Raw genomic sequence first — 18,325 nt, 5'->3', positions numbered from 1 at the left:
AAGAGGACCCGGTTAACCCCGGGAGAGCTATTACCCGCATACCCGGGGAGAATCGACTGATATTCTCGATGGGACTATAAGTCTGACAGTCTCCCCGCCGGGCATGGCTCGGAAGAGAATAATGGATGTTAGAGGGTGGTCGAACTGTTTAAACTGCTGGGTAACAAAAGACTTTTTGTTTTGCTGGTGGGCCTTGTTACATTTATCGCGTTAATGGGCTTTACGCTCGGTCCGCGAACCGCTCTATCCTGGCCGGAGAAATTCCTGAAGGATTCAGTCGGATTTGTACAATACGTATTTTACAAGCCCGCTTCTTCTGTAGCGGGCTTTTTCAAAGATTTGGCGAACATGCGTACGGTATATCAAGAAAATGAAGAGCTTCGCATTGCAATGGGTCACTATACCCGAGATCGGCTGAAATACAATGATATGGAGCAGGTGAATGAACAGCTCCAGAAAGCTCTCAATTTTACAGAGGAACAAAAAAATCGGTATAACTACGGTTCACGAATTGCTCAAGTCATCAGTGCTAACTCTGACCCGAACAGCAGAACGATTAATATCGATATTGGTGAAAATGCGGGAATCAAGGCTGGAATGGCTGTTACTTCGCAAGAGGGGCTGGTTGGGGTTGTCAGTCATGTCAGTTCATATACGTCAACGGTTAATCTGTTAACATCCATGGACGCCAATGATCCAACATCCAACGCCATTGCAGCTACAGCGGTTGGTAAAGAAAAAGTGTTTGGTATGATCGAGAGTTATGATCCAAAGACCGGCATGCTCAAAATGACCAAGATCTCGGAAGATTCAGATATCAAAAAGGGTGATGAAATCATCTCCTCCGGGATTATCAACAATTTTCCGAAGTACATGCGTATTGGAAAAGTGGAGAAGGTTGAAGTTGGGGAATATGGTTTGACACGGACTGCGATTATTAAGCCATATGCAAGCTTTCTGGACTGGAAAGAGCTGATTGTGATTATCCCACCTGAGGTAAAAGAATAATGGTAACGCGCAAGCAAGTCTTATTCCTGTTACTGTTCGTTTTGTTCATTGTTGAGGGAACGATCCTTCCGCTGCTCATTCCTTCGGCCTGGCAAATGCGTATTTCTGCCAACCTGGTCTACATCGTGATTTTGTTTATTGCTGTATATCATCATCGGCACACGGCGTTGGTGCTTGGCATATTATTTGGACTCTTGCACGATGTCGTATTCTACGGCGAAATGATTGGACCATACGGATTCTCGATGGGATTATCGGCATATATGATGGGACTTATTTTTCAAGCGCCGCGTGCACCACTGCCGGTTATGGTTTCCGTCGTCCTTTTGGGAAGTCTGCTGAATGACACCATGTTATTCTTTCTGTACAAGCTCTTCCAACTCAATCATGTGACATTTGACTGGGCATTGCTTGAATACATGATTCCCAATTTGTTCATTCATTTTGTGTTCGCGCTGATCATTTATGTTCCTCTTCGGAAACAACTGGAGCGGATTGGTAAGAGAAAGAGCAAAGCACAAGAAGCTTCTTGATACATTTTATGGAGTGAGAAGCAGGAACTTGGGGACCCGGGCACGAAATGTAATGAGATGGGAGGGACAGGCTTATGACGGTAAAATCGAATCACGTAACGATTAAAGGCATCCGAGACGGCCTGGTTTTCCTGTTGGACGATCAATGTGAATTCGAGGAATTGCTCTACGAGCTCCGCTATAAGCTGGAACACAGCCATCAAAATATTTTAACCGGACCGATTGTTCATGTGGATATCAAACTGGGCAGCCGCGAAGTGACGGAGGACCAGAAAGAAGCAGTTCTTGATATATTGAAACAAAAAGGGAATTTGCTCATTCGTTCCATTGACTCACCGGCCCTTAAACCAGAGGTTAAAGGGCCGCCGCCGATTGTAACCATGTGTGGTATGGTACGTTCGGGTCAGGTGCTTCATCATGAAGGGAATCTACTGTTTCTTGGTGATATCAATCCGGGGGGCACAGTAACGTGTACCGGAGATATATATGTTTTGGGTTCACTCAGAGGCATGGCTCACGCTGGAATTGGTGGGGACGAAGACTCGATCATTGCTGCTTCGGTGTTTGCACCAACGCAGCTGCGGATCGCTGACATCATCAGCCGTCCTCCCGATGAGTGGGAGAGCCGAGAGACCGGAATGGAATTTGCTTATTTACAGGACAATCAGATGCAGATCGACAAGATGAGCAATATCGTTCGGTTGCGCCGAGATTTTAATGTGTTTAAAGGAGTGTAGCTCATGGGAGAGGCGATCGTGATCACTTCGGGTAAAGGCGGCGTGGGTAAAACAACCACCTCGGCAAACATCGGGACAGCGCTGGCGCTGCTCGGCAAAAAGGTTTGTCTGGTAGATACCGATATCGGCCTTCGCAATCTGGATGTCGTGATGGGACTCGAAAACCGGATCATTTATGATCTGTGCGACGTTGCAGACGGCCGCTGCCGACTGAATCAGGCTTTGGTCAAAGATAAACGTTTTGAAGAATTATATATGCTGCCTGCAGCACAAACGAGAGATAAGAACTCTGTGTCACCAGAACAGGTGAAGGATATTATTCTCGAACTAAAAAAAGATTTTGAATACGTCATTATTGATTGTCCAGCCGGAATTGAGCAGGGGTTCAAAAATGCGGTTGCAGGAGCTGACCAGGCCATTGTGGTCACTACACCAGAAAATGCGGCTGTGCGTGATGCGGACCGTGTCATTGGTTTGCTGGAGAGTTCGCACATTAAATCGCCAAAATTGGTTGTGAACCGTATCCGTAACAATATGGTCAAATCAGGCGACATGCTCGACATTGACGGCATTTTGCAAGTGCTTAATATTGATCTGATCGGGATCGTTCCTGATGATGAACTTGTCATCAAGGCAGCCAACTCGGGAGAGCCCACAGTAATGAATCCGGATTCACTTGCGGCCATTGCCTATCGAAATATTGCCCGTCGTATTCTGGGAGATACCGTTCCTCTGATGCAATTGGAGCAAAAAAAGGGTGCTTTCACACGTTTTAAGAAGTTTTTTGGAATGGGTTAACTGGCTCTTCCTTATCACATTTATGTATGACAGCCGTGGCCCTCAAGCCCGGCTTTTTGATTATTATGGAGCCTTTGATTAAAGGCGACTTGTATAGAACAGGATATGTACTTCACAGGAGGACTCCACGGTGTGGGGTTATTTTTGCTTCCAGCCGAAGCTTGTTCATATTATGAACGAGCCCCTCATAAGATGTAGTAAACAAGCCTCGGCGGGAGGACATTCCATGAATACGAAACTCAGAATCAAGCAGAGAAGAGAAGAGCGCATTCGGCGGTTAATGGATGGTGCTACGGAAGAAATTATGCAGCAGCGAGAATCGGGCTCGGTATCCGATAAGCGTTCATCTGCGCAACGTAATCCTTTCTCGTCTATGGATATACAAGAAAATCTACGAACGGCAAGATCTTCGTTGGCGGAACAGGAAAGAGATCCGGAGTGGCTGTGGAAAAAAGAGAATGGGCATTATGGTCCTGGCGGCCATCCACGCTTTAATCTGATGAAGTCATTCGTGGGACGAACGGTGGTTAGCATTTTATTATTCGGCGGTGTCTGGGGATTGTTTCAGTTGAACACCTCATGGACGACACCTGCCAAAACCGTAATCGCCGATGTGCTGCATCGGGATATGGATTTTGCTTATGCTGCTGCTTGGTACGAACGGCATTTTGGTGGAACGCCGTCATTCCTGCCTGTTCTTGGACATACCACCGATCCTGTGAACGGCTCGGGAATTCGACATCTGCTCGGCAAACCGATCTCGGGAACTGTCGTTCAGCCTTTTGCTCTGAGCATGAAAGGCATTGAGATTGTTCCTGAAGCTGGCGGTACGGGACTTATTCAAGTAGTTAGTTCAGATGCCGGACGAGTACTTCAAGTATTGGATGATCCGGAAAATGGGACAACGGTTGTAATCCAGCACTCTGGTCAAGTCACAGCGATATACGGACGCTTGAACGAGAGTGAAGTCCAGGTGAATGATTGGGTAGAAGCGGGTGACGCGGTCGGCAGCCTAAAGGAGACTGGAAATGATCAACCTGCCACATTGTATTTCGCTGTAAAAGAGGGCGAGCAGTACGTAGACCCTGCGGAAGTGGTTGCCCTTGATTAGGTTGTGGGGTGTACGTATCTCGTTTCATCCTTTTTTTGTGATTATCATGATGGCTTCCCTGTTGACTGGCAACTTTATTGAACTCATCACGCTGTTTGCCATCGTTTTTATTCATGAATGTGGACATGCTGCAGCGGCAGCCCTTCTGGGCTGCCGTGTCCTTTCGATACAGATGCTTCCTTTTGGCGGCGTCGCCGTTATTGAGGATGCCGGAAATATTACAGCCCGGCGGGAGATCATTATCGCTTTGGCAGGTCCTTTTCAAAATATGCTCATGGTTGGAATCGTTTTGATGCTGAAGTATGGGAACCTGGGAGACCCGCTTTTTTTGGATTATATTATACAGGGGAATCTGTTGATTGCCCTATTTAACCTGCTACCCGTGTTGCCGCTGGATGGCGGTAAAATTGTACAGGCACTCGTTAGTCTTGCTGCTCCCTACTATACGACATTGATGTGGACTTACAGAATCAGCATTCTGTGTAGCGCAGGGGTTATCTTGGTTGCCATCGGTCGCTGGTTTACCGGTGATTACGGGCTGCCGTTAAATATCCTGTTGATCGGAATTTTTCTGTTCTATTCCAATGTGACCGATTACCGTAATATTCCCTACCGGTTTATCCGATTTCTGATGAATCGTGAAAGTGCATTCACCCGTCATGCGTCTACAGGCAGTTTGGCGCAGCCGATAATCTCATTTCCGGCGAAACCTTTGGAGACTATTTTGCGTCTATTAAAGAGAGAAAGATACCATATGATATATGTGATGAATAGACAGGGAAGAATCATGGCCGTTTTGCCTGAGCAGCGAATCATCGGTTCTTATTTCAAACAAGACACGGATAAGTTGTAGCATCTTGGTGGATCTGTCCTGAATTGGGTTAATACATGTACAATGAGTATGCAAAGATACAGAATGGATGTGGATGAATTGAATTGTCTTCTAGAGGTGAAGCCATGAAACAAATGATTGTACATAATGAACATAACCTCATGCAAATGGCGCTTCTGGAAGAAGGCAAAGCTGTAGAATTCATGGCAGAGCGTACACGCGAGCGTGGACTGCTGGGTTCGTATTTCAAAGGACGGGTAGTGAACGTGTTACCAGGTATGCAAGCTGCTTTTGTGGATATCGGTCAGAAAAAGAATGCTTTTCTGTATGTGGACGATGTATTGCATCCCAATCTGGAGAAACAACCCAAAGTGAAGCCTTCAATTTCGGAGCTGCTTCGTCCAGGTCAGGATGTAATCGTCCAGGTCCTGAAGGAGCCAGTAGGAAGCAAGGGAGCCCGGGTGACGACTCATTATTCGCTGCCGGGCCGCTGGCTTGTCTACATGCCTTTAGCGGACTATGTAGCCGTCTCCAAGAAAATTGCCCGTGAGGGCGATCGTTCCCGCCTCAAAACGCTGGGTGAACAACTGAGACGGGACGAAGAGGGGCTTATCATACGAACCGTATCCGCAGAGGAACAGAGGGAAGCCATTCAGGCCGACCTGGAAACATTACGTGAGCAGTGGCGTCTGATTCGTGAAAAAGCGGATAGTTTGCCTTCACCAAGCCTGCTGCATCGAGATCACAGTATGGTTCAGCGGATCATTCGTGATGTGTATACGCCTGGCAGCGATGAAGTCATTACGGATAATGAAGCACAAGCCCGTGAATTGAGTGCTTTGCTGGAGGAGATCTGTCCAGGCCATCAACCTAAAGTACAGGTGTACAGGGGAGAAGAATCAATTTTTGCTGCTTATCGTGTGCAGGAGCAGTTGAACAGGGATTTCGCCCGCAAGATATGGCTGCCTGGAGGCGGATATATTGTCCTTGATCATACCGAAGCGCTCACTGTAGTCGATGTCAATACAGGCAAGTACACGGGAGCAGGCGGCGACAGTCTGGAAGAGACCGTAACGGAAACGAACATGCAGGCAGCGGTTGAGATCGCCCGTTTAATGCGTCTTCGGGATATCGGTGGCATGATTATTGTGGACTTCATTGATATGGAGGAAGCGATGAATCGGCATGAAGTTGCGGCAACGCTGGAAAATGAACTCAAGAAGGATCGAACCAAGGCTTTTGTAATGGGTTGGACCAAGCTGGGATTGCTTGAACTTACCCGTAAGAAGGTACGGGAAGAGAGCACGCTCCCTTACGTGGAGCCGTGTTCTTCCTGTCATGGGACAGGCAAAAGATATATTTCGCCGTTGCATTGATTTTTAGTATAGTTGGTGGTATAATCATCAGGTATGTGTTTAGCCTATTGGTCTTGCACATGCTGTAACCGCACTGGCCGGGTACAAGAACAGTTCCGCAAGGACACTGTCACCTGAGACCGGGCGAGTCTGAGACATGAGGAGGTGCAAGGCAAATGTACGCAATTATTGAAACAGGTGGCAAACAGTACAAAGTCCAAGAGGGCGATGTTCTGTTCATCGAGAAATTGACTGCGAACGATGGCGAAAGCGTAACGTTCGACCGTGTCCTGGCTGTATCTAACGATCAAGGTTTGACAGCAGGTACACCATTGGTTTCCGGAGCAACTGTAACGGCTAAAGTGGAGAAACATGGCAAAGGACAAAAGGTTGTTGTATACAAATACAAACCTAAAAAGAACTACCATGTGAAGCAAGGTCACCGTCAACCGTATACAAAAGTAACTATTGAAGCAATCAAAGCGTAAGAAGGTGCGATAAGTGATTATCGTTCAAATCTTTCGTAATGATGACGGGAGCATCGATCGTTTCTCCATCAAAGGGCATGCTAATTTTGCCAAGCGAGGAGAAGACATCGTATGTGCCGGGGTATCCGCTGTTACAGTGGGTACGGTGAACTCGATTGAAACACTGACTGGTGTCGAAATGGACGCCAAGATGAAGAATGGCTTTTTAAGCGCTTCTTTACCGGTGTTGGAGAAAGACGGAACCTGGTCCCAGGTACAATTGCTACTCGAATCCATGGTGCTTATGCTCACTGATATTGCAGAGTCATACGGAAAGTATATTCAGATAGAGCAAGTCAAATAATCAAAGAAGGAGGACAACCAATCATGTTGAAATTAAATCTTCAGTTATTCGCATCGAAAAAAGGTGTAGGTTCCACGAAGAATGGTCGTGACAGTAACGCACAACGCCTTGGCGTTAAACGTGCTGACGGACAAACAGTAACTGGTGGTAGCATTCTCGTTCGCCAACGCGGAACGAAAATTCACCCAGGTACTAACGTGGGTATCGGTAAAGATGACACTTTGTTTGCGAAAGTTGACGGCGTTGTGAAATTCGAACGTTGGGGACGCGATCGTAAAAAAGTAAGCATCTACCCTGTGAATGTTGCTCCAGTAGCAGCTGCAGTAGAAGCATAATATCGGCATTCCGCCTAAGGAGCCTTCGGCATTTTTGCCGGAGGCTTTTTGTATTTATAGGTTATTCGATAATGAACTGGCAGAAAAGACATGTTATACTTGGTTACGGTGGGGTTTAAACCAACCGAGTTTTGTAGAACGGGGAGAAGCCATGAAATCTTGGAAAAGAGTGCCCTGGATTGCGGCATGTTCACTTCTGATTCCTTTGGTTTTCGTTATGCTGTATCCAGTGATTATTTCAATAGCTGTATACGCATTGTGGTCCGTCGCGGTGCTTTTTGTTTCTGTGAATGTGATGAAGAGACAAGCAGAGGCGGAACGCAGAACCATCATACAATCTATGGAAAAGACAGCAATTGCATCATTAAATCATCATAGGCATGATTGGATGAACGATCTTCAGGTATTGTATGGATATCTTAGACTGGGCAAACTTGATAAATCAGTGCAATGTGTGGAAAGAATAGTAGAGCGGGTTAACGAAGAAAGCCGAATCTCCAGATTGGGTATTCCTTCACTCGTATTTTATCTTCAATCTTTCCGGACCAGTGGAGTCGCTCTGGAATTGCATGTGGTCGTAGAGGAAGAGTTGCAGCTTAGTGCTCTGGTCTCTCCCGAGGATGGCGAGTCGCTTACGGGGGCGATTGCCGATGCGATTCGAGCCTATCAATATGGCGGCGGCCGGTCGTCTTGGGGAGAGGTTCGCAAACTGACCTTGAACTTCGGACAGGATCACGGAGATGTGGTTGTCCGGCTGGATGGGGATCAAACACCCGATCCGGAAACATTGCGGCAGCTCAATGCCGTACTCAAAGGAAAAAAAGTCAGAACGGAGCAGCTTCCGTCTGAGGATACGTTTATACAATTCAGAATGCCTTGCGGAATATAGGAAGAAGGGGTTAACCAATGTTTGTAGATAAAGCGAAGATTTATGTGAAAGCCGGAGACGGAGGGGACGGAATTATTTCGTTTCGTCGTGAGAAGTATGTACCGAACGGCGGACCTGCCGGGGGTGATGGAGGCAGAGGAGCTGACATCATTTTCCGTGTGGATGAAGGTCTGCGTACGTTAATGGATTTCCGTTACCAGCGTCACTTCAAGGCCCCTCGTGGTGAGAAGGGACGTAATAAAAGTCAGCATGGCGCGAACGCTGAGAACATGATTGTACGTATTCCACCTGGAACCGTGATTTTGGATGAAGACAGTGGAGAAGTACTGGCTGATTTGACACGTCATGGTCAACAGGTTGTTGTTGCTCGTGGCGGACGAGGCGGACGGGGAAACATTCGTTTTGCCACGCCTAACAATCCAGCGCCAGAACTGGCCGAAAATGGCGAAGAAGGTCAAGAACGTTACATCGTACTTGAGCTTAAGGTCATGGCAGATGTCGGTTTGGTTGGTTTCCCAAGTGTCGGAAAATCCACGCTGTTGTCTGTTGTTTCGGCAGCCAAGCCAAAGATTGGAGCATATCATTTTACAACCATTACACCTAACCTGGGTGTTGTAGGTGTGGGTGAAGGCCGTAGCTTTGTTATGGCCGACTTGCCGGGCCTGATTGAAGGTGCTCACGAAGGTATTGGGCTTGGACATGAGTTCTTGCGTCACGTAGAACGTACACGCATTATCGTTCATGTCGTTGATATGTCTGGTTCAGAAGGACGTGACCCGTTCGAAGACTGGCAGAAAATCAACGAGGAACTCAAATTGTACAATCCTATCCTCGCTGAGAGACCACAAGTTGTAGCAGCCAATAAAATGGACATGCCGGATTCCGAAGCTAATCTCGAAGAGTTTTTGCAGAAGGTTCGTGAAGTTCAACCGGATATTGAAGTTATGCCTATTTCGTCCCTGACACGGAAAGGGATTCAAGAGCTCCTGTATCGTGCGGCTGATCTGCTGGATCAAATTCCGGACGAGCCAGTGGTCGAAGAAGTTGCTGACTTATCCGAACGCAAAGTGTACAGCTTAGACAAAAAAGAGGACGATGGTTTCCGTATTGTACGGGAGAATGAAATCTTTGTAGTCGAAAGTGCCAAGATTGAACGTATGATGAAACGGATGCAGCTGAATTCGCATGAAGCGATTCTCAAACTGGCGCGTACATTGCGCTATATGGGTGTGGATGCGGAACTGCGTAAACGCGGAGCTGAAGAAGGCACCATTGTGCGCATTGGCGAGTTTGAATTCGAATTTGTGGAAGGTAGCAGCTACTATTAAGATAGTGCAACCCTTACGAATATAAAGGATTGAAACATATACGCAGAGTAGTGGGAGATTACCCGCTGCTCTGCGTTTTTTTATTTTTCCTTACCTGCACATGGGATAAACTTGTATACTGTTAGGAATAGTTTTTCAAAAATAGACATGTGAGGTATTGCCCTTTTGAGACAGATCCTATATAATGTCCACTATATGAATACATGAGTCTTTGAGGAGAGGACGTTCTGTGAATGAACGCTATTACTTAGTACGGGAAGACATTTTGCCAGAGGCTGTGGTGAAGACCATGCAGGTAAAAGAACTGCTAGCTTCCGGGGATGTCAAAACAGTTCATGAGGCGGTTGAACAGGTTGGATTAAGCCGAAGTGCTTTTTATAAATACAAGGATGGCATCCATTTGATCAATCAGCTTGAACGGGAGCGAATTGTAACGATCTCCATTGATTTGGAGCATCAGTCAGGAATATTGTCTCGTGTGCTCGGACATGTAGCTGGTTATGGAGCCAACGTGCTAACTATTAATCAAAGTATTCCGCTCCAGGGGAGAGCCAATGTTGTCATTTCAGTGGAGACATCACACCTCCATGGGGAAATCGGAGAAATGCTCGATCGGATGCAGGATATGCCCGGGGTTCGACGCACGCGCATTGTAGGCCAAGGTTAATTAGACGTTATCGTAAAACGTTTAGGAATAAGTTGTATGTATGGTTAAATCGTACAGGGGTGAAGGAGAAAAGACATTGGGGGTAGATCGTTAGTGAAACCGGTAAAAGTGGGATTGTTGGGTCTGGGTACGGTGGGGACTGGGGTCGTTCGCATCGTGGAAGGAAATCAGGAGGATCTGAGCAGTCAGGTTGGATCACCGATCGTTATAGAGAAGATTGCAGTGAAGAATACGGAAAAAGATCGTGTCATTGCTGTAGACCGTGCGAAGCTCACTGAAGATCCTTGGGAAGTCATTCGTCATCCAGATATTGATGTTATCGTGGAAGTTATGGGTGGCATTGATCAGACCAAAGAGTACATTCTTGAAGCACTGGAGCGGGGTAAGCATATTGTAACCGCGAACAAGGATTTAATGGCTCTGCACGGTTCCGAGATTTTGGCCAAGGCACAGGAAAAGCAATGTGATGTATTCTACGAAGCGAGTGTGGCTGGGGGCATTCCGATCATCAGAACGCTGATTGAAGGTTTCTCATCCGACCGGATTACCCGCATTATGGGGATTGTGAACGGAACAACGAACTTTATTTTGACCAAAATGAGCCAGGAAGGCGCCTCATATGAAGAGGTTCTGGCCGAGGCTCAAGCACTCGGATACGCAGAAACCGATCCAACTTCGGATGTCGAAGGACTCGATGCAGCTCGCAAAATGGCGATTCTGGGCACTTTGGGCTTCCGTACCAATGTGGAACTGAAAGACGTAACCGTTAAGGGGATTACATCCGTAACCCGTGAAGATATTACGTATGCCAAAAGACTTGGCTATGAGATGAAGCTACTGGGTATCGCAGATCGTCGGGATGATGAGATCACCATTAGTGTTCAGCCAACGATGGTTAGACAGAATCATCCGATTGCATCCGTCAATGGGGTGTTCAACGCTGTGTATGTACATGGCGAAGCTGTAGGTGAGACGATGTTCTACGGTGCGGGTGCAGGTGAGCTTCCGACGGCAACTTCTGTAGTAGCGGATATCGTGGCTGTGATCAAAAACCTGAAGCTGGGTGTGAATGGTCTTAAAGCCATTGTGCCTTATAAACAGAAGCGCCTGCAAAGTGACGAGCACATTATGTCGAAAAACTTTATTTTGCTGCATGTAGATGACAAGGCAGGGGTACTGGCGCAGATTACACAAATCTTCGCTGAATACGAAGTCAGCCTGGCTTCAGTCGTGCAACAGCCGAACGAGCATAACCCGGATGCTGAGATCATCATTGTTACGCATAACGCTAGCAAGGCAAGCATGGATAAAGTATTGAAACACTTTGAATCCCTTGCCGTCATTCGTCGCATTAAGAGTGTGTACCGGGTAGAAGGATAATTCGTCCCCAAATTCCGGTTTGAATTTTCAGATCTAAATCCAAGTTTAAGGTACACGTTTAACCATATAGATGTATGCAATCATATTCCTATTATTAACGACAAAGGAGTTTACCCACAATGAGATATCAAGGATTACTGCAAACGTATAGAGAGCACCTTCCGGTTAATGAAAACACGCCACTGCTTACGCTTCATGAAGGAAACACACCCCTGGTTCATGCGGAGAATCTGTCCGAGGAACTCGGATTGAATTTATATTTCAAATATGAAGGTCTGAATCCGACTGGTTCATTTAAAGACCGCGGAATGGTTATGGCTGTTGCTAAAGCGATGGAAGAAGGCAGTCGCACGATCATGTGTGCATCGACAGGTAACACTTCAGCGGCAGCAGCAGCCTATGCGGCTCGTGCTGGTCTGAATTGTATCGTATTGATCCCGAATAACAACATTGCGCTGGGTAAACTGGCCCAAGCTATGATCTATGGAGCAAAGGTAATTGCGATTAATGGCAACTTTGACCGTGCATTGGAAATTGTGCGTGAGATTACAGCCAAACATCCAATTACGCTCGTGAACTCCGTGAATCCGTTCCGAATTGAAGGACAGAAAACGGCTGCATTTGAAGTAATTGAGCAGCTTGGTCATGCACCTGATGTACTCGCCATTCCAGTGGGTAACGCAGGGAACATCTCGGCTTACTGGAAAGGGTTTAAAGAGTATAAAGAAGCAGGCAAATCGAATTCCCTGCCACGTATGGTCGGTTTTGAAGCGGAAGGCGCGATGGCAATTGTCAAAGGTGAACCGATTCTTGAGCCTGAAACCGTAGCAACAGCTATTCGAATTGGTAATCCTGCTAGTTGGAAAACTGCTGTAGCTGCAGCTGAAGAGTCTGGTGGACAGATTAATTATGTAACTGACGAAGAAATTCTGACAGCATATCGTACGATCGCCGCTCGTGAAGGGATTTTTGCTGAACCTGCATCCGCTGCTTCCGTTGCTGGTGTATACAAACTGAAGAGTGAAGGGTACTTTAAAGGCGGGGAAACTGTGGTTTGTGTACTGACAGGACATGGTCTAAAAGATCCTAATATTGCAATCAAAACGGTAGCGACTGAGCCGCTTGTTGTGGAAGATTCCGAAGAAGCGGTTATGGCGGCAATTGCACAATTGGAGCAACAATCCGTATGAGTTTGCAGCAAAGGGTAACTGTTAAGGTACCTGCAAGTACAGCCAATCTGGGTCCAGGGTTTGATACCCTGGGCATGGCATTGTCTCTGTATGCATGGCTTGAGATGAAACCGGCTGAGCAGACAACATTTCATTTACATGGAGATCATCTGACGGGTTTGCCAACAGATAAATCCAACTTGATATATGAAGTTGCACAGATGGTGTTCAACGAAGCTGGAATCTCCGTGCCGGAGTTGGAGATTTCCATGTATTCCGATATTCCGCTTACTCGGGGACTGGGAAGCAGTGCATCTGCAATTGTGGGTGCGTTGGCTGCTGCTAATGCTTTAATTGGTACTCCGTTATCTGATGCCAAGCTTCTGGACATGGCTACGTCGCTGGAGAAACATCCGGATAATGTAGGAGCCTCGCTATATGGAGGTATCATTACAGCAGCATGGGATGGCAGTCGGGTAGACCATATTCGCATTGAGCCGCATCAGGATTTGCAGACGTTGGTCATCGTACCGGACTTCGAGTTGTCCACTTCGAAAGCAAGAAATGTAATTCCACAGCAGTTTGACAAGTCTGATGTCATTCACAACATAAGCAGATCATCCTTACTCGTTGCAGCTTTGGCAAGTGGGAGATTGGAAATGATTCAAAAGGCGATGTCTGACCGGATTCATCAACCCTACAGGGCATCTTTGGTACCCGGTATGGCTGAAATCCTTGAACATGCGGTCAATCATGGAGCCCTGGGGGCTGCTTTGAGTGGAGCCGGACCTACCGTTTTGACGTTGGTAGATCGTCATGACACTCGTAAGCTCGAACTGGAGCAATATTTGATAGACACAATGAGCCGTGAAGGTATCACTGCTTCTGCATTGTGGTTGGATCCGGATCTGGACGGTGTTACCGTGCTGCCTGATCAAGATGAAAGTCCTTTTATGGACAGAGTTAAAGGGGAAGTTAACGCATGAAACGAATTGCAGTATTACCTGAAGGTTCAGTTTCTCATGAAGCAGTAGATTTTCTGTTTAATGGGGAGCCTTTGGAATTGCTTCATTCCAAACTGATTTCTGATGTTTTCCGGGCTACGGATAGTGGAAAGTCCCAGTATAGTGTCATACCTATTGAGAATACGATTGAAGGCTCCGTTAGTTTGCATATGGACTGGCTGGTTAACGAAGTGGATATTCCGATGCAAGCAGAATGGGTTTATCCATCCATCCAAAATGTCATTGGGCATGGCTCTGAGTTCAGGACAGAGAGTGGTGAATATGATTTCGGGAAAATTACGAAGATCATGTCCCATCCTGTAGCGATTCCACAGTGCCAGAATTTTATTCGCCTGCATTCACCTGGAGCAGATCTTGAGGGTGTTAACAGTACAGCGGAAGCTGTGGAGATTGTTAAAAAAAATCCTGGCAAAGGCTGGGTCGCGATTGGTACAAGGCTGGCTGCACAGAAGCATGGTTTGGACATTATGGCTGAACGGGTTACCGATCATGACAACAACTATACTCGTTTTGTGTTGATAGGCCATGAGCCTGTTCAGATACCACGAGAGCCTGATCATGTGAAAACCAGTTTGCTGGTTACATTGCCTGAAGATGCACCGGGTGCATTGCATCAGGTGCTTTCGGCTTTTGCCTGGCGGAAGCTGAACTTGACCCGATTGGAATCTCGTCCAACGAAGAAGAGGTTGGGGAGTTATTATTTTTACATTGATGTTGAAGAAAGTGCAGATTCGGTATTGCTTACCGCAGCCATGGCTGAGATTGAGGCTTTGAATTGTCAGGTACGTGTTCTTGGCAGCTATCCGTGTTATACATATCCTTCGTTGAAAACGACCTGAATCAGGACGTACATTGGTGAAGGTTGTCATAAGACTGGGTAATGTGTGCAAGAACAGCTTGTCATTTGTTGTCCAATGAGCGAGATAAATGTAGTTTCGGAATCAGGGGATGGAAATTTTATGGAGGTGCAGTCATCGGTGTCAGAACAATGGATTTACTTGGATGGTCGATATGTGACCAAGGAGAATGCAACCGTTTCGGTATATGATCACGGATTTTTGTATGGAGACGGTATTTTCGAAGGTATTCGTATTTATAACGGTAACATTTTCAGATGCAAAGCGCATTTGGATCGTTTGTACGATTCAGCTAAATCCATCAGTCTGAACATTCCGTTGTCTTATGATGAGATGCTGGAAGTGATGGCTGAAACGGTACGTCGCAATGATATGCGTAACGGTTATATTCGTCTGATCGTTTCACGTGGACCTGGTAACTTGGGTCTTGATCCGCTGCGCTGCCCTAAAGCGTCCGTTATTATCATTGTTGAGCAACTCGCGATCTATCCGGAGGAAGCGTATCTTACTGGGTTGAAAGCCGTGTCTGTATCGCAGCGCCGCAACATTCCTGATGCACTTAATCCAAAAATTAAATCATTGAACTATCTGAACAACATTCTTGTTAAAATTCAGTCTAACTATTCAGGTGCCGGTGAAGCGATTATGCTGAATTCCCAAGGTTACGTTACTGAGGGTTCGAGTGATAACATCTTCATCATCAAAAATGGTGTAGTTTATACGCCACCTTGTTATCTTGGTGCATTAGAGGGAATTACACGGCAGGCCATTATCGATCTGTGCGGTGAGCTGGGTCTTGAATTAAAAGAAGTGCCATTTACGCTACATGATGTGTACATTGCCGACGAAGTCTTCTTCACGGGAACAGCCGCAGAAGTTATTGCTGCATATGAGGTGGACGGCAGAACGATTGGAACGGGTGTTGCAGGTCCTGTAACCTTGAGATTGCTGGAAGCGTTCCGTCAAATTGTCGACAAAGACGGTTACAAAGTTTGGGAAGATTAAAAGGAACGAACTGAATAGGGAAGCAGGAAATCCTTCTTGTCTCAGAAAATCAGCATACCTGGAGTATGCAATTTTTGGGGCGGGAAGGATTTTTTTTGCTTAGTTGATGTCATTGGCCCAATTTCTGCATAGGATGTAGTAACGGTATGGGCGAATGCACTGCCCAAGTATCACGTCTAGGAGGTTAGTTCCAAGTGAAAATACACATGGTGAAAAAAGGCGACACATTATATCTGCTGTCCCAAAAATATAATGTAGCGTTGGACAAAATTATCGCAGCCAATCCGCAAATTTCAAATCCTGACAAGTTGGAGATCGGCATGAAGGTCAAAATCCCTGCGGAGCCTGTAACACCAAAGCCAGAAGGCGTGTTGCACAGTCATAAAGTCCAGCAAGGAGATTCGTTGTGGAAGTTGTCACAGGCTTGGGGAGTTCCGTTGAAAGATATGATCAATGCGAACCCGCAATTGAAAAATCCTAATGCTCTTCTTGTAGGGGAGACCGTGTACATTCCATCAGCGAATGCACCGGGGAATGCGGCTTCAGAGAATGGTGCCTCATCCAATGTTGCTCATGAGAAGCTGTCTCCTGAAGGGAAGGAATACACGGGAGTTAAAGAAGAAACGGCTCCAGTCGTACCAGTAGTCCCAGTACCTGAACCAGCTCCTGTACCGGAAGTCTCCAATGTGGTTCCGGCTCCTGTACCTGCAAATCCGGTCGTACCTAATATCAAGCCAGAAGTGGAAGTGTTACCTCAGTTACCTGAAATTCCTGAAGAGAAACCGCAGAAGGAAGCTCAGAAGAAAGAAAATACCAAATCTGAAGTGCAATTAAAACCGATAACTGAAGCGCCGACGTATACGATGCCTAATATCTCACCTGAAGTCCTGCCTTTACCTGTAATACCTAACAACACGAAATGGCCTACAGAAGTAGCTCCTGCGACCAAAGCTCCATGTGGTTGCGGCAGTAAAATGCTGCATGCTCCTGCCGAGCATCCCTATGCCCAAGTTCCTGTACCTGCACAAGAGGTATACACTGCTCCACAAAACATGTATACGGCTGGGGCGAACGACAATGCTACATTCCCAGGTATACCTGAAGTGAGTCCTTACTCCATAGGTAATACATCCAACACGCCTTGGAGCGGCGCGGAGTATAATCATAACAACGTTATGCCAAACGTATCTGCTGAGATGCAGAACAACTCGTATCCGATCGCTCCATCAGGTCAAGTGAACAGCCCATACCCTCCATTTGCGGCCAATGAGCATATGAACCACCAACCGCCTCATATTTCTCCTTACTCTATGCTTCCGTACCCGCCATGCGGATGTGGCAACCATCATATGCCTAACCATCAATACGCACATCCCTCACATAACTACCAGAACCCAGCGTGGGGCACATACAATCCTTATGGGATGCAACCCGAAATGACCACATCCATGATGCCTAATCAGCCATTGGAGTATGCCTATCAAAATCCATACCCTACTCAGAACATGGTGCCGCCGTCTCCATTGGGTGCATTTGGTGAACTGTATCCTCCACAAGGTAAGGGGGGAGGCAAAAAGGGTGGACGTGACGAGGCTAACTTAAGCCAGTCCTCTACAGAGAGTGAGGCTGAGTTTAATCTTGAAGCAAAGCCTAAACAATCAGCCAAAACAGGGACTGCGAAACGCAGAACAGCCAAACCTGCTGCTAAATCTAAATCTAAAGTATCTGTATCCGGGAAACAAGCAAGAGAGCGCACAGGGATAACCACTAAACGTAGTTCTAACAATAAAAAGCGTAGAAATCCCTGGATACAGCAATGACACTGTAAAGTAAACGGAAAACCGTTAATCTTCAAAAGGCCGACTCTGAGAAGAGTCGGCCTTTTGAGTTTGTATGGAGAGCATGGTAATCCTACTATAGTATGGAAGTGTCACGTTTGTAGAATTCTTTAGCAGTTATCAAGAAAATCCATGAATGTGGACGGGATTGTTAGGGGAATAGAGCCTTATATTCGCTATAGTTTTATTGGGGGCATTGGGGACTTAGAATCTATTAAATGTTTTTTTGAAAAAACTATTGCATTGGTTTCGTCAGTATGATATATTATTTAAGTCGCCGCTGAAACATAGCGCTGACAACGAAAAGAGTAACACAAACGAGTTTGATCTTTGAAAACTGAACAACGAGTGAGTAACGATCTTGCTTGCAAGATCGACGCTGAGAAATCGGTACACGTCTTCGGACTGTATGATTTCGAAGCAAAATAAATGAGATTTTTAATCTCGTCAGTTTCAAAATGAGCTTATCGCTCTTTTCAATACTTTATTGGAGAGTTTGATCCTGGCTCAGGACGAACGCTGGCGGCATGCCTAATACATGCAAGTCGAGCGGACTTGAAGAGAAGCTTGCTTCTCGGATAGTTAGCGGCGGACGGGTGAGTAACACGTAGGCAACCTGCCCTCAAG

Annotated in this window: 19 protein-coding genes, 1 rRNA gene and 1 other annotated feature; all 20 genes read left to right on the top strand. The window is 46.4% G+C overall.

Features of this window, described 5'->3' with window-relative positions; all coding sequences use genetic code 11:
* The first annotated feature begins 135 nt into the window (after positions 1-135).
* Positions 136-1,008, top strand: coding sequence for a rod shape-determining protein MreC (gene mreC, locus BLV50_RS24165; protein ID WP_090810417.1), 873 nt, complete (start codon positions 136-138; stop codon positions 1,006-1,008).
* Positions 1,008-1,541 (top strand): rod shape-determining protein MreD, encoded by a 534-nt coding sequence (locus BLV50_RS24160; protein WP_063568118.1) that lies wholly within the window; start codon positions 1,008-1,010, stop codon positions 1,539-1,541. The genes mreC and BLV50_RS24160 overlap by 1 nt, the downstream gene beginning before the upstream one ends.
* Before the next feature lie 74 nt (positions 1,542-1,615).
* Positions 1,616-2,278: a septum site-determining protein MinC gene (minC, locus tag BLV50_RS24155; RefSeq protein ID WP_063568119.1), complete on the top strand. Its 663-nt coding sequence runs from the start codon at positions 1,616-1,618 to the stop codon at positions 2,276-2,278.
* A gap of 3 nt (positions 2,279-2,281) precedes the next feature.
* Positions 2,282-3,076, top strand: coding sequence for a septum site-determining protein MinD (gene minD / locus BLV50_RS24150; protein WP_063568120.1), 795 nt, complete (start codon positions 2,282-2,284; stop codon positions 3,074-3,076).
* A gap of 226 nt (positions 3,077-3,302) precedes the next feature.
* The gene (locus BLV50_RS24145) at positions 3,303-4,187 is read left to right on the top strand and encodes a M23 family metallopeptidase (protein ID WP_072735409.1); all 885 of its coding nucleotides are present in this window, start codon (positions 3,303-3,305) and stop codon (positions 4,185-4,187) included.
* Entirely contained in the window at positions 4,180-5,040 is an 861-nt protein-coding gene (locus BLV50_RS24140) for a M50 family metallopeptidase (protein ID WP_072735408.1), read from the top strand. Before BLV50_RS24145 ends, BLV50_RS24140 begins: the two co-directional genes overlap by 8 nt.
* Positions 5,041-5,144: 104 nt before the next feature.
* Entirely contained in the window at positions 5,145-6,395 is a 1,251-nt protein-coding gene (locus tag BLV50_RS24135) for an Rne/Rng family ribonuclease (protein ID WP_063568123.1), read from the top strand.
* Positions 6,396-6,451: 56 nt separating this feature from the next.
* Positions 6,452-6,536: a sequence feature (ribosomal protein L21 leader region), on the top strand.
* A gap of 14 nt (positions 6,537-6,550) precedes the next feature.
* Positions 6,551-6,862: a 50S ribosomal protein L21 gene (rplU, locus tag BLV50_RS24130; protein ID WP_062328098.1), complete on the top strand. Its 312-nt coding sequence runs from the start codon at positions 6,551-6,553 to the stop codon at positions 6,860-6,862.
* A gap of 13 nt (positions 6,863-6,875) precedes the next feature.
* On the top strand, positions 6,876-7,205 hold the full coding sequence (locus BLV50_RS24125) for a ribosomal-processing cysteine protease Prp (RefSeq protein ID WP_063568124.1): 330 nt from the start codon (positions 6,876-6,878) through the stop codon (positions 7,203-7,205).
* Positions 7,206-7,228: 23 nt separating this feature from the next.
* On the top strand, positions 7,229-7,540 hold the full coding sequence (gene rpmA / locus BLV50_RS24120) for a 50S ribosomal protein L27 (protein WP_024633959.1): 312 nt from the start codon (positions 7,229-7,231) through the stop codon (positions 7,538-7,540).
* A 151-nt stretch (positions 7,541-7,691) separates the two neighbouring features.
* Complete coding sequence (locus BLV50_RS24115) at positions 7,692-8,429, top strand: Spo0B domain-containing protein (RefSeq protein ID WP_063568125.1); 738 nt, start codon at positions 7,692-7,694, stop codon at positions 8,427-8,429.
* A 17-nt stretch (positions 8,430-8,446) separates the two neighbouring features.
* Positions 8,447-9,757 carry a GTPase ObgE gene (obgE, locus tag BLV50_RS24110; RefSeq protein ID WP_072735406.1) on the top strand — a complete coding sequence of 437 codons (1,311 nt, stop codon included), beginning with the start codon at positions 8,447-8,449 and terminating at the stop codon, positions 9,755-9,757.
* A 229-nt stretch (positions 9,758-9,986) separates the two neighbouring features.
* The gene (locus tag BLV50_RS24105; RefSeq protein ID WP_024633956.1) at positions 9,987-10,424 is read left to right on the top strand and encodes an ACT domain-containing protein; all 438 of its coding nucleotides are present in this window, start codon (positions 9,987-9,989) and stop codon (positions 10,422-10,424) included.
* 93 nt (positions 10,425-10,517) lie between these two features.
* Positions 10,518-11,804, top strand: a complete 1,287-nt coding sequence (locus BLV50_RS24100) for a homoserine dehydrogenase (RefSeq protein ID WP_064635831.1) — start codon at positions 10,518-10,520, stop codon at positions 11,802-11,804.
* A 119-nt stretch (positions 11,805-11,923) separates the two neighbouring features.
* A complete protein-coding gene (gene thrC / locus BLV50_RS24095; protein WP_063568128.1) occupies positions 11,924-12,994 on the top strand; it encodes a threonine synthase in 1,071 nt (356 codons plus the stop codon).
* A complete protein-coding gene (gene thrB / locus BLV50_RS24090) occupies positions 12,991-13,959 on the top strand; it encodes a homoserine kinase (RefSeq protein ID WP_090810415.1) in 969 nt (322 codons plus the stop codon). Before thrC ends, thrB begins: the two co-directional genes overlap by 4 nt.
* Positions 13,956-14,837: a prephenate dehydratase gene (pheA, locus tag BLV50_RS24085; protein ID WP_063568130.1), complete on the top strand. Its 882-nt coding sequence runs from the start codon at positions 13,956-13,958 to the stop codon at positions 14,835-14,837. The genes thrB and pheA overlap by 4 nt, the downstream gene beginning before the upstream one ends.
* A gap of 138 nt (positions 14,838-14,975) precedes the next feature.
* Positions 14,976-15,860: a branched-chain-amino-acid transaminase gene (gene ilvE, locus BLV50_RS24080; protein WP_072735522.1), complete on the top strand. Its 885-nt coding sequence runs from the start codon at positions 14,976-14,978 to the stop codon at positions 15,858-15,860.
* A gap of 194 nt (positions 15,861-16,054) precedes the next feature.
* Positions 16,055-17,680, top strand: coding sequence for a LysM peptidoglycan-binding domain-containing protein (locus BLV50_RS24075; RefSeq protein WP_072735403.1), 1,626 nt, complete (start codon positions 16,055-16,057; stop codon positions 17,678-17,680).
* A gap of 502 nt (positions 17,681-18,182) precedes the next feature.
* A 16S ribosomal RNA gene (locus BLV50_RS24070) occupies positions 18,183-18,325 on the top strand; the annotation flags it as partial.

The organism is Paenibacillus sp. 276b, assembly GCF_900107875.1.
Classification (GTDB): Bacteria; Bacillota; Bacilli; order Paenibacillales; family Paenibacillaceae; genus Paenibacillus; species Paenibacillus marchantiae.
This window is presented reverse-complemented; position numbering and strand designations above follow the sequence as displayed.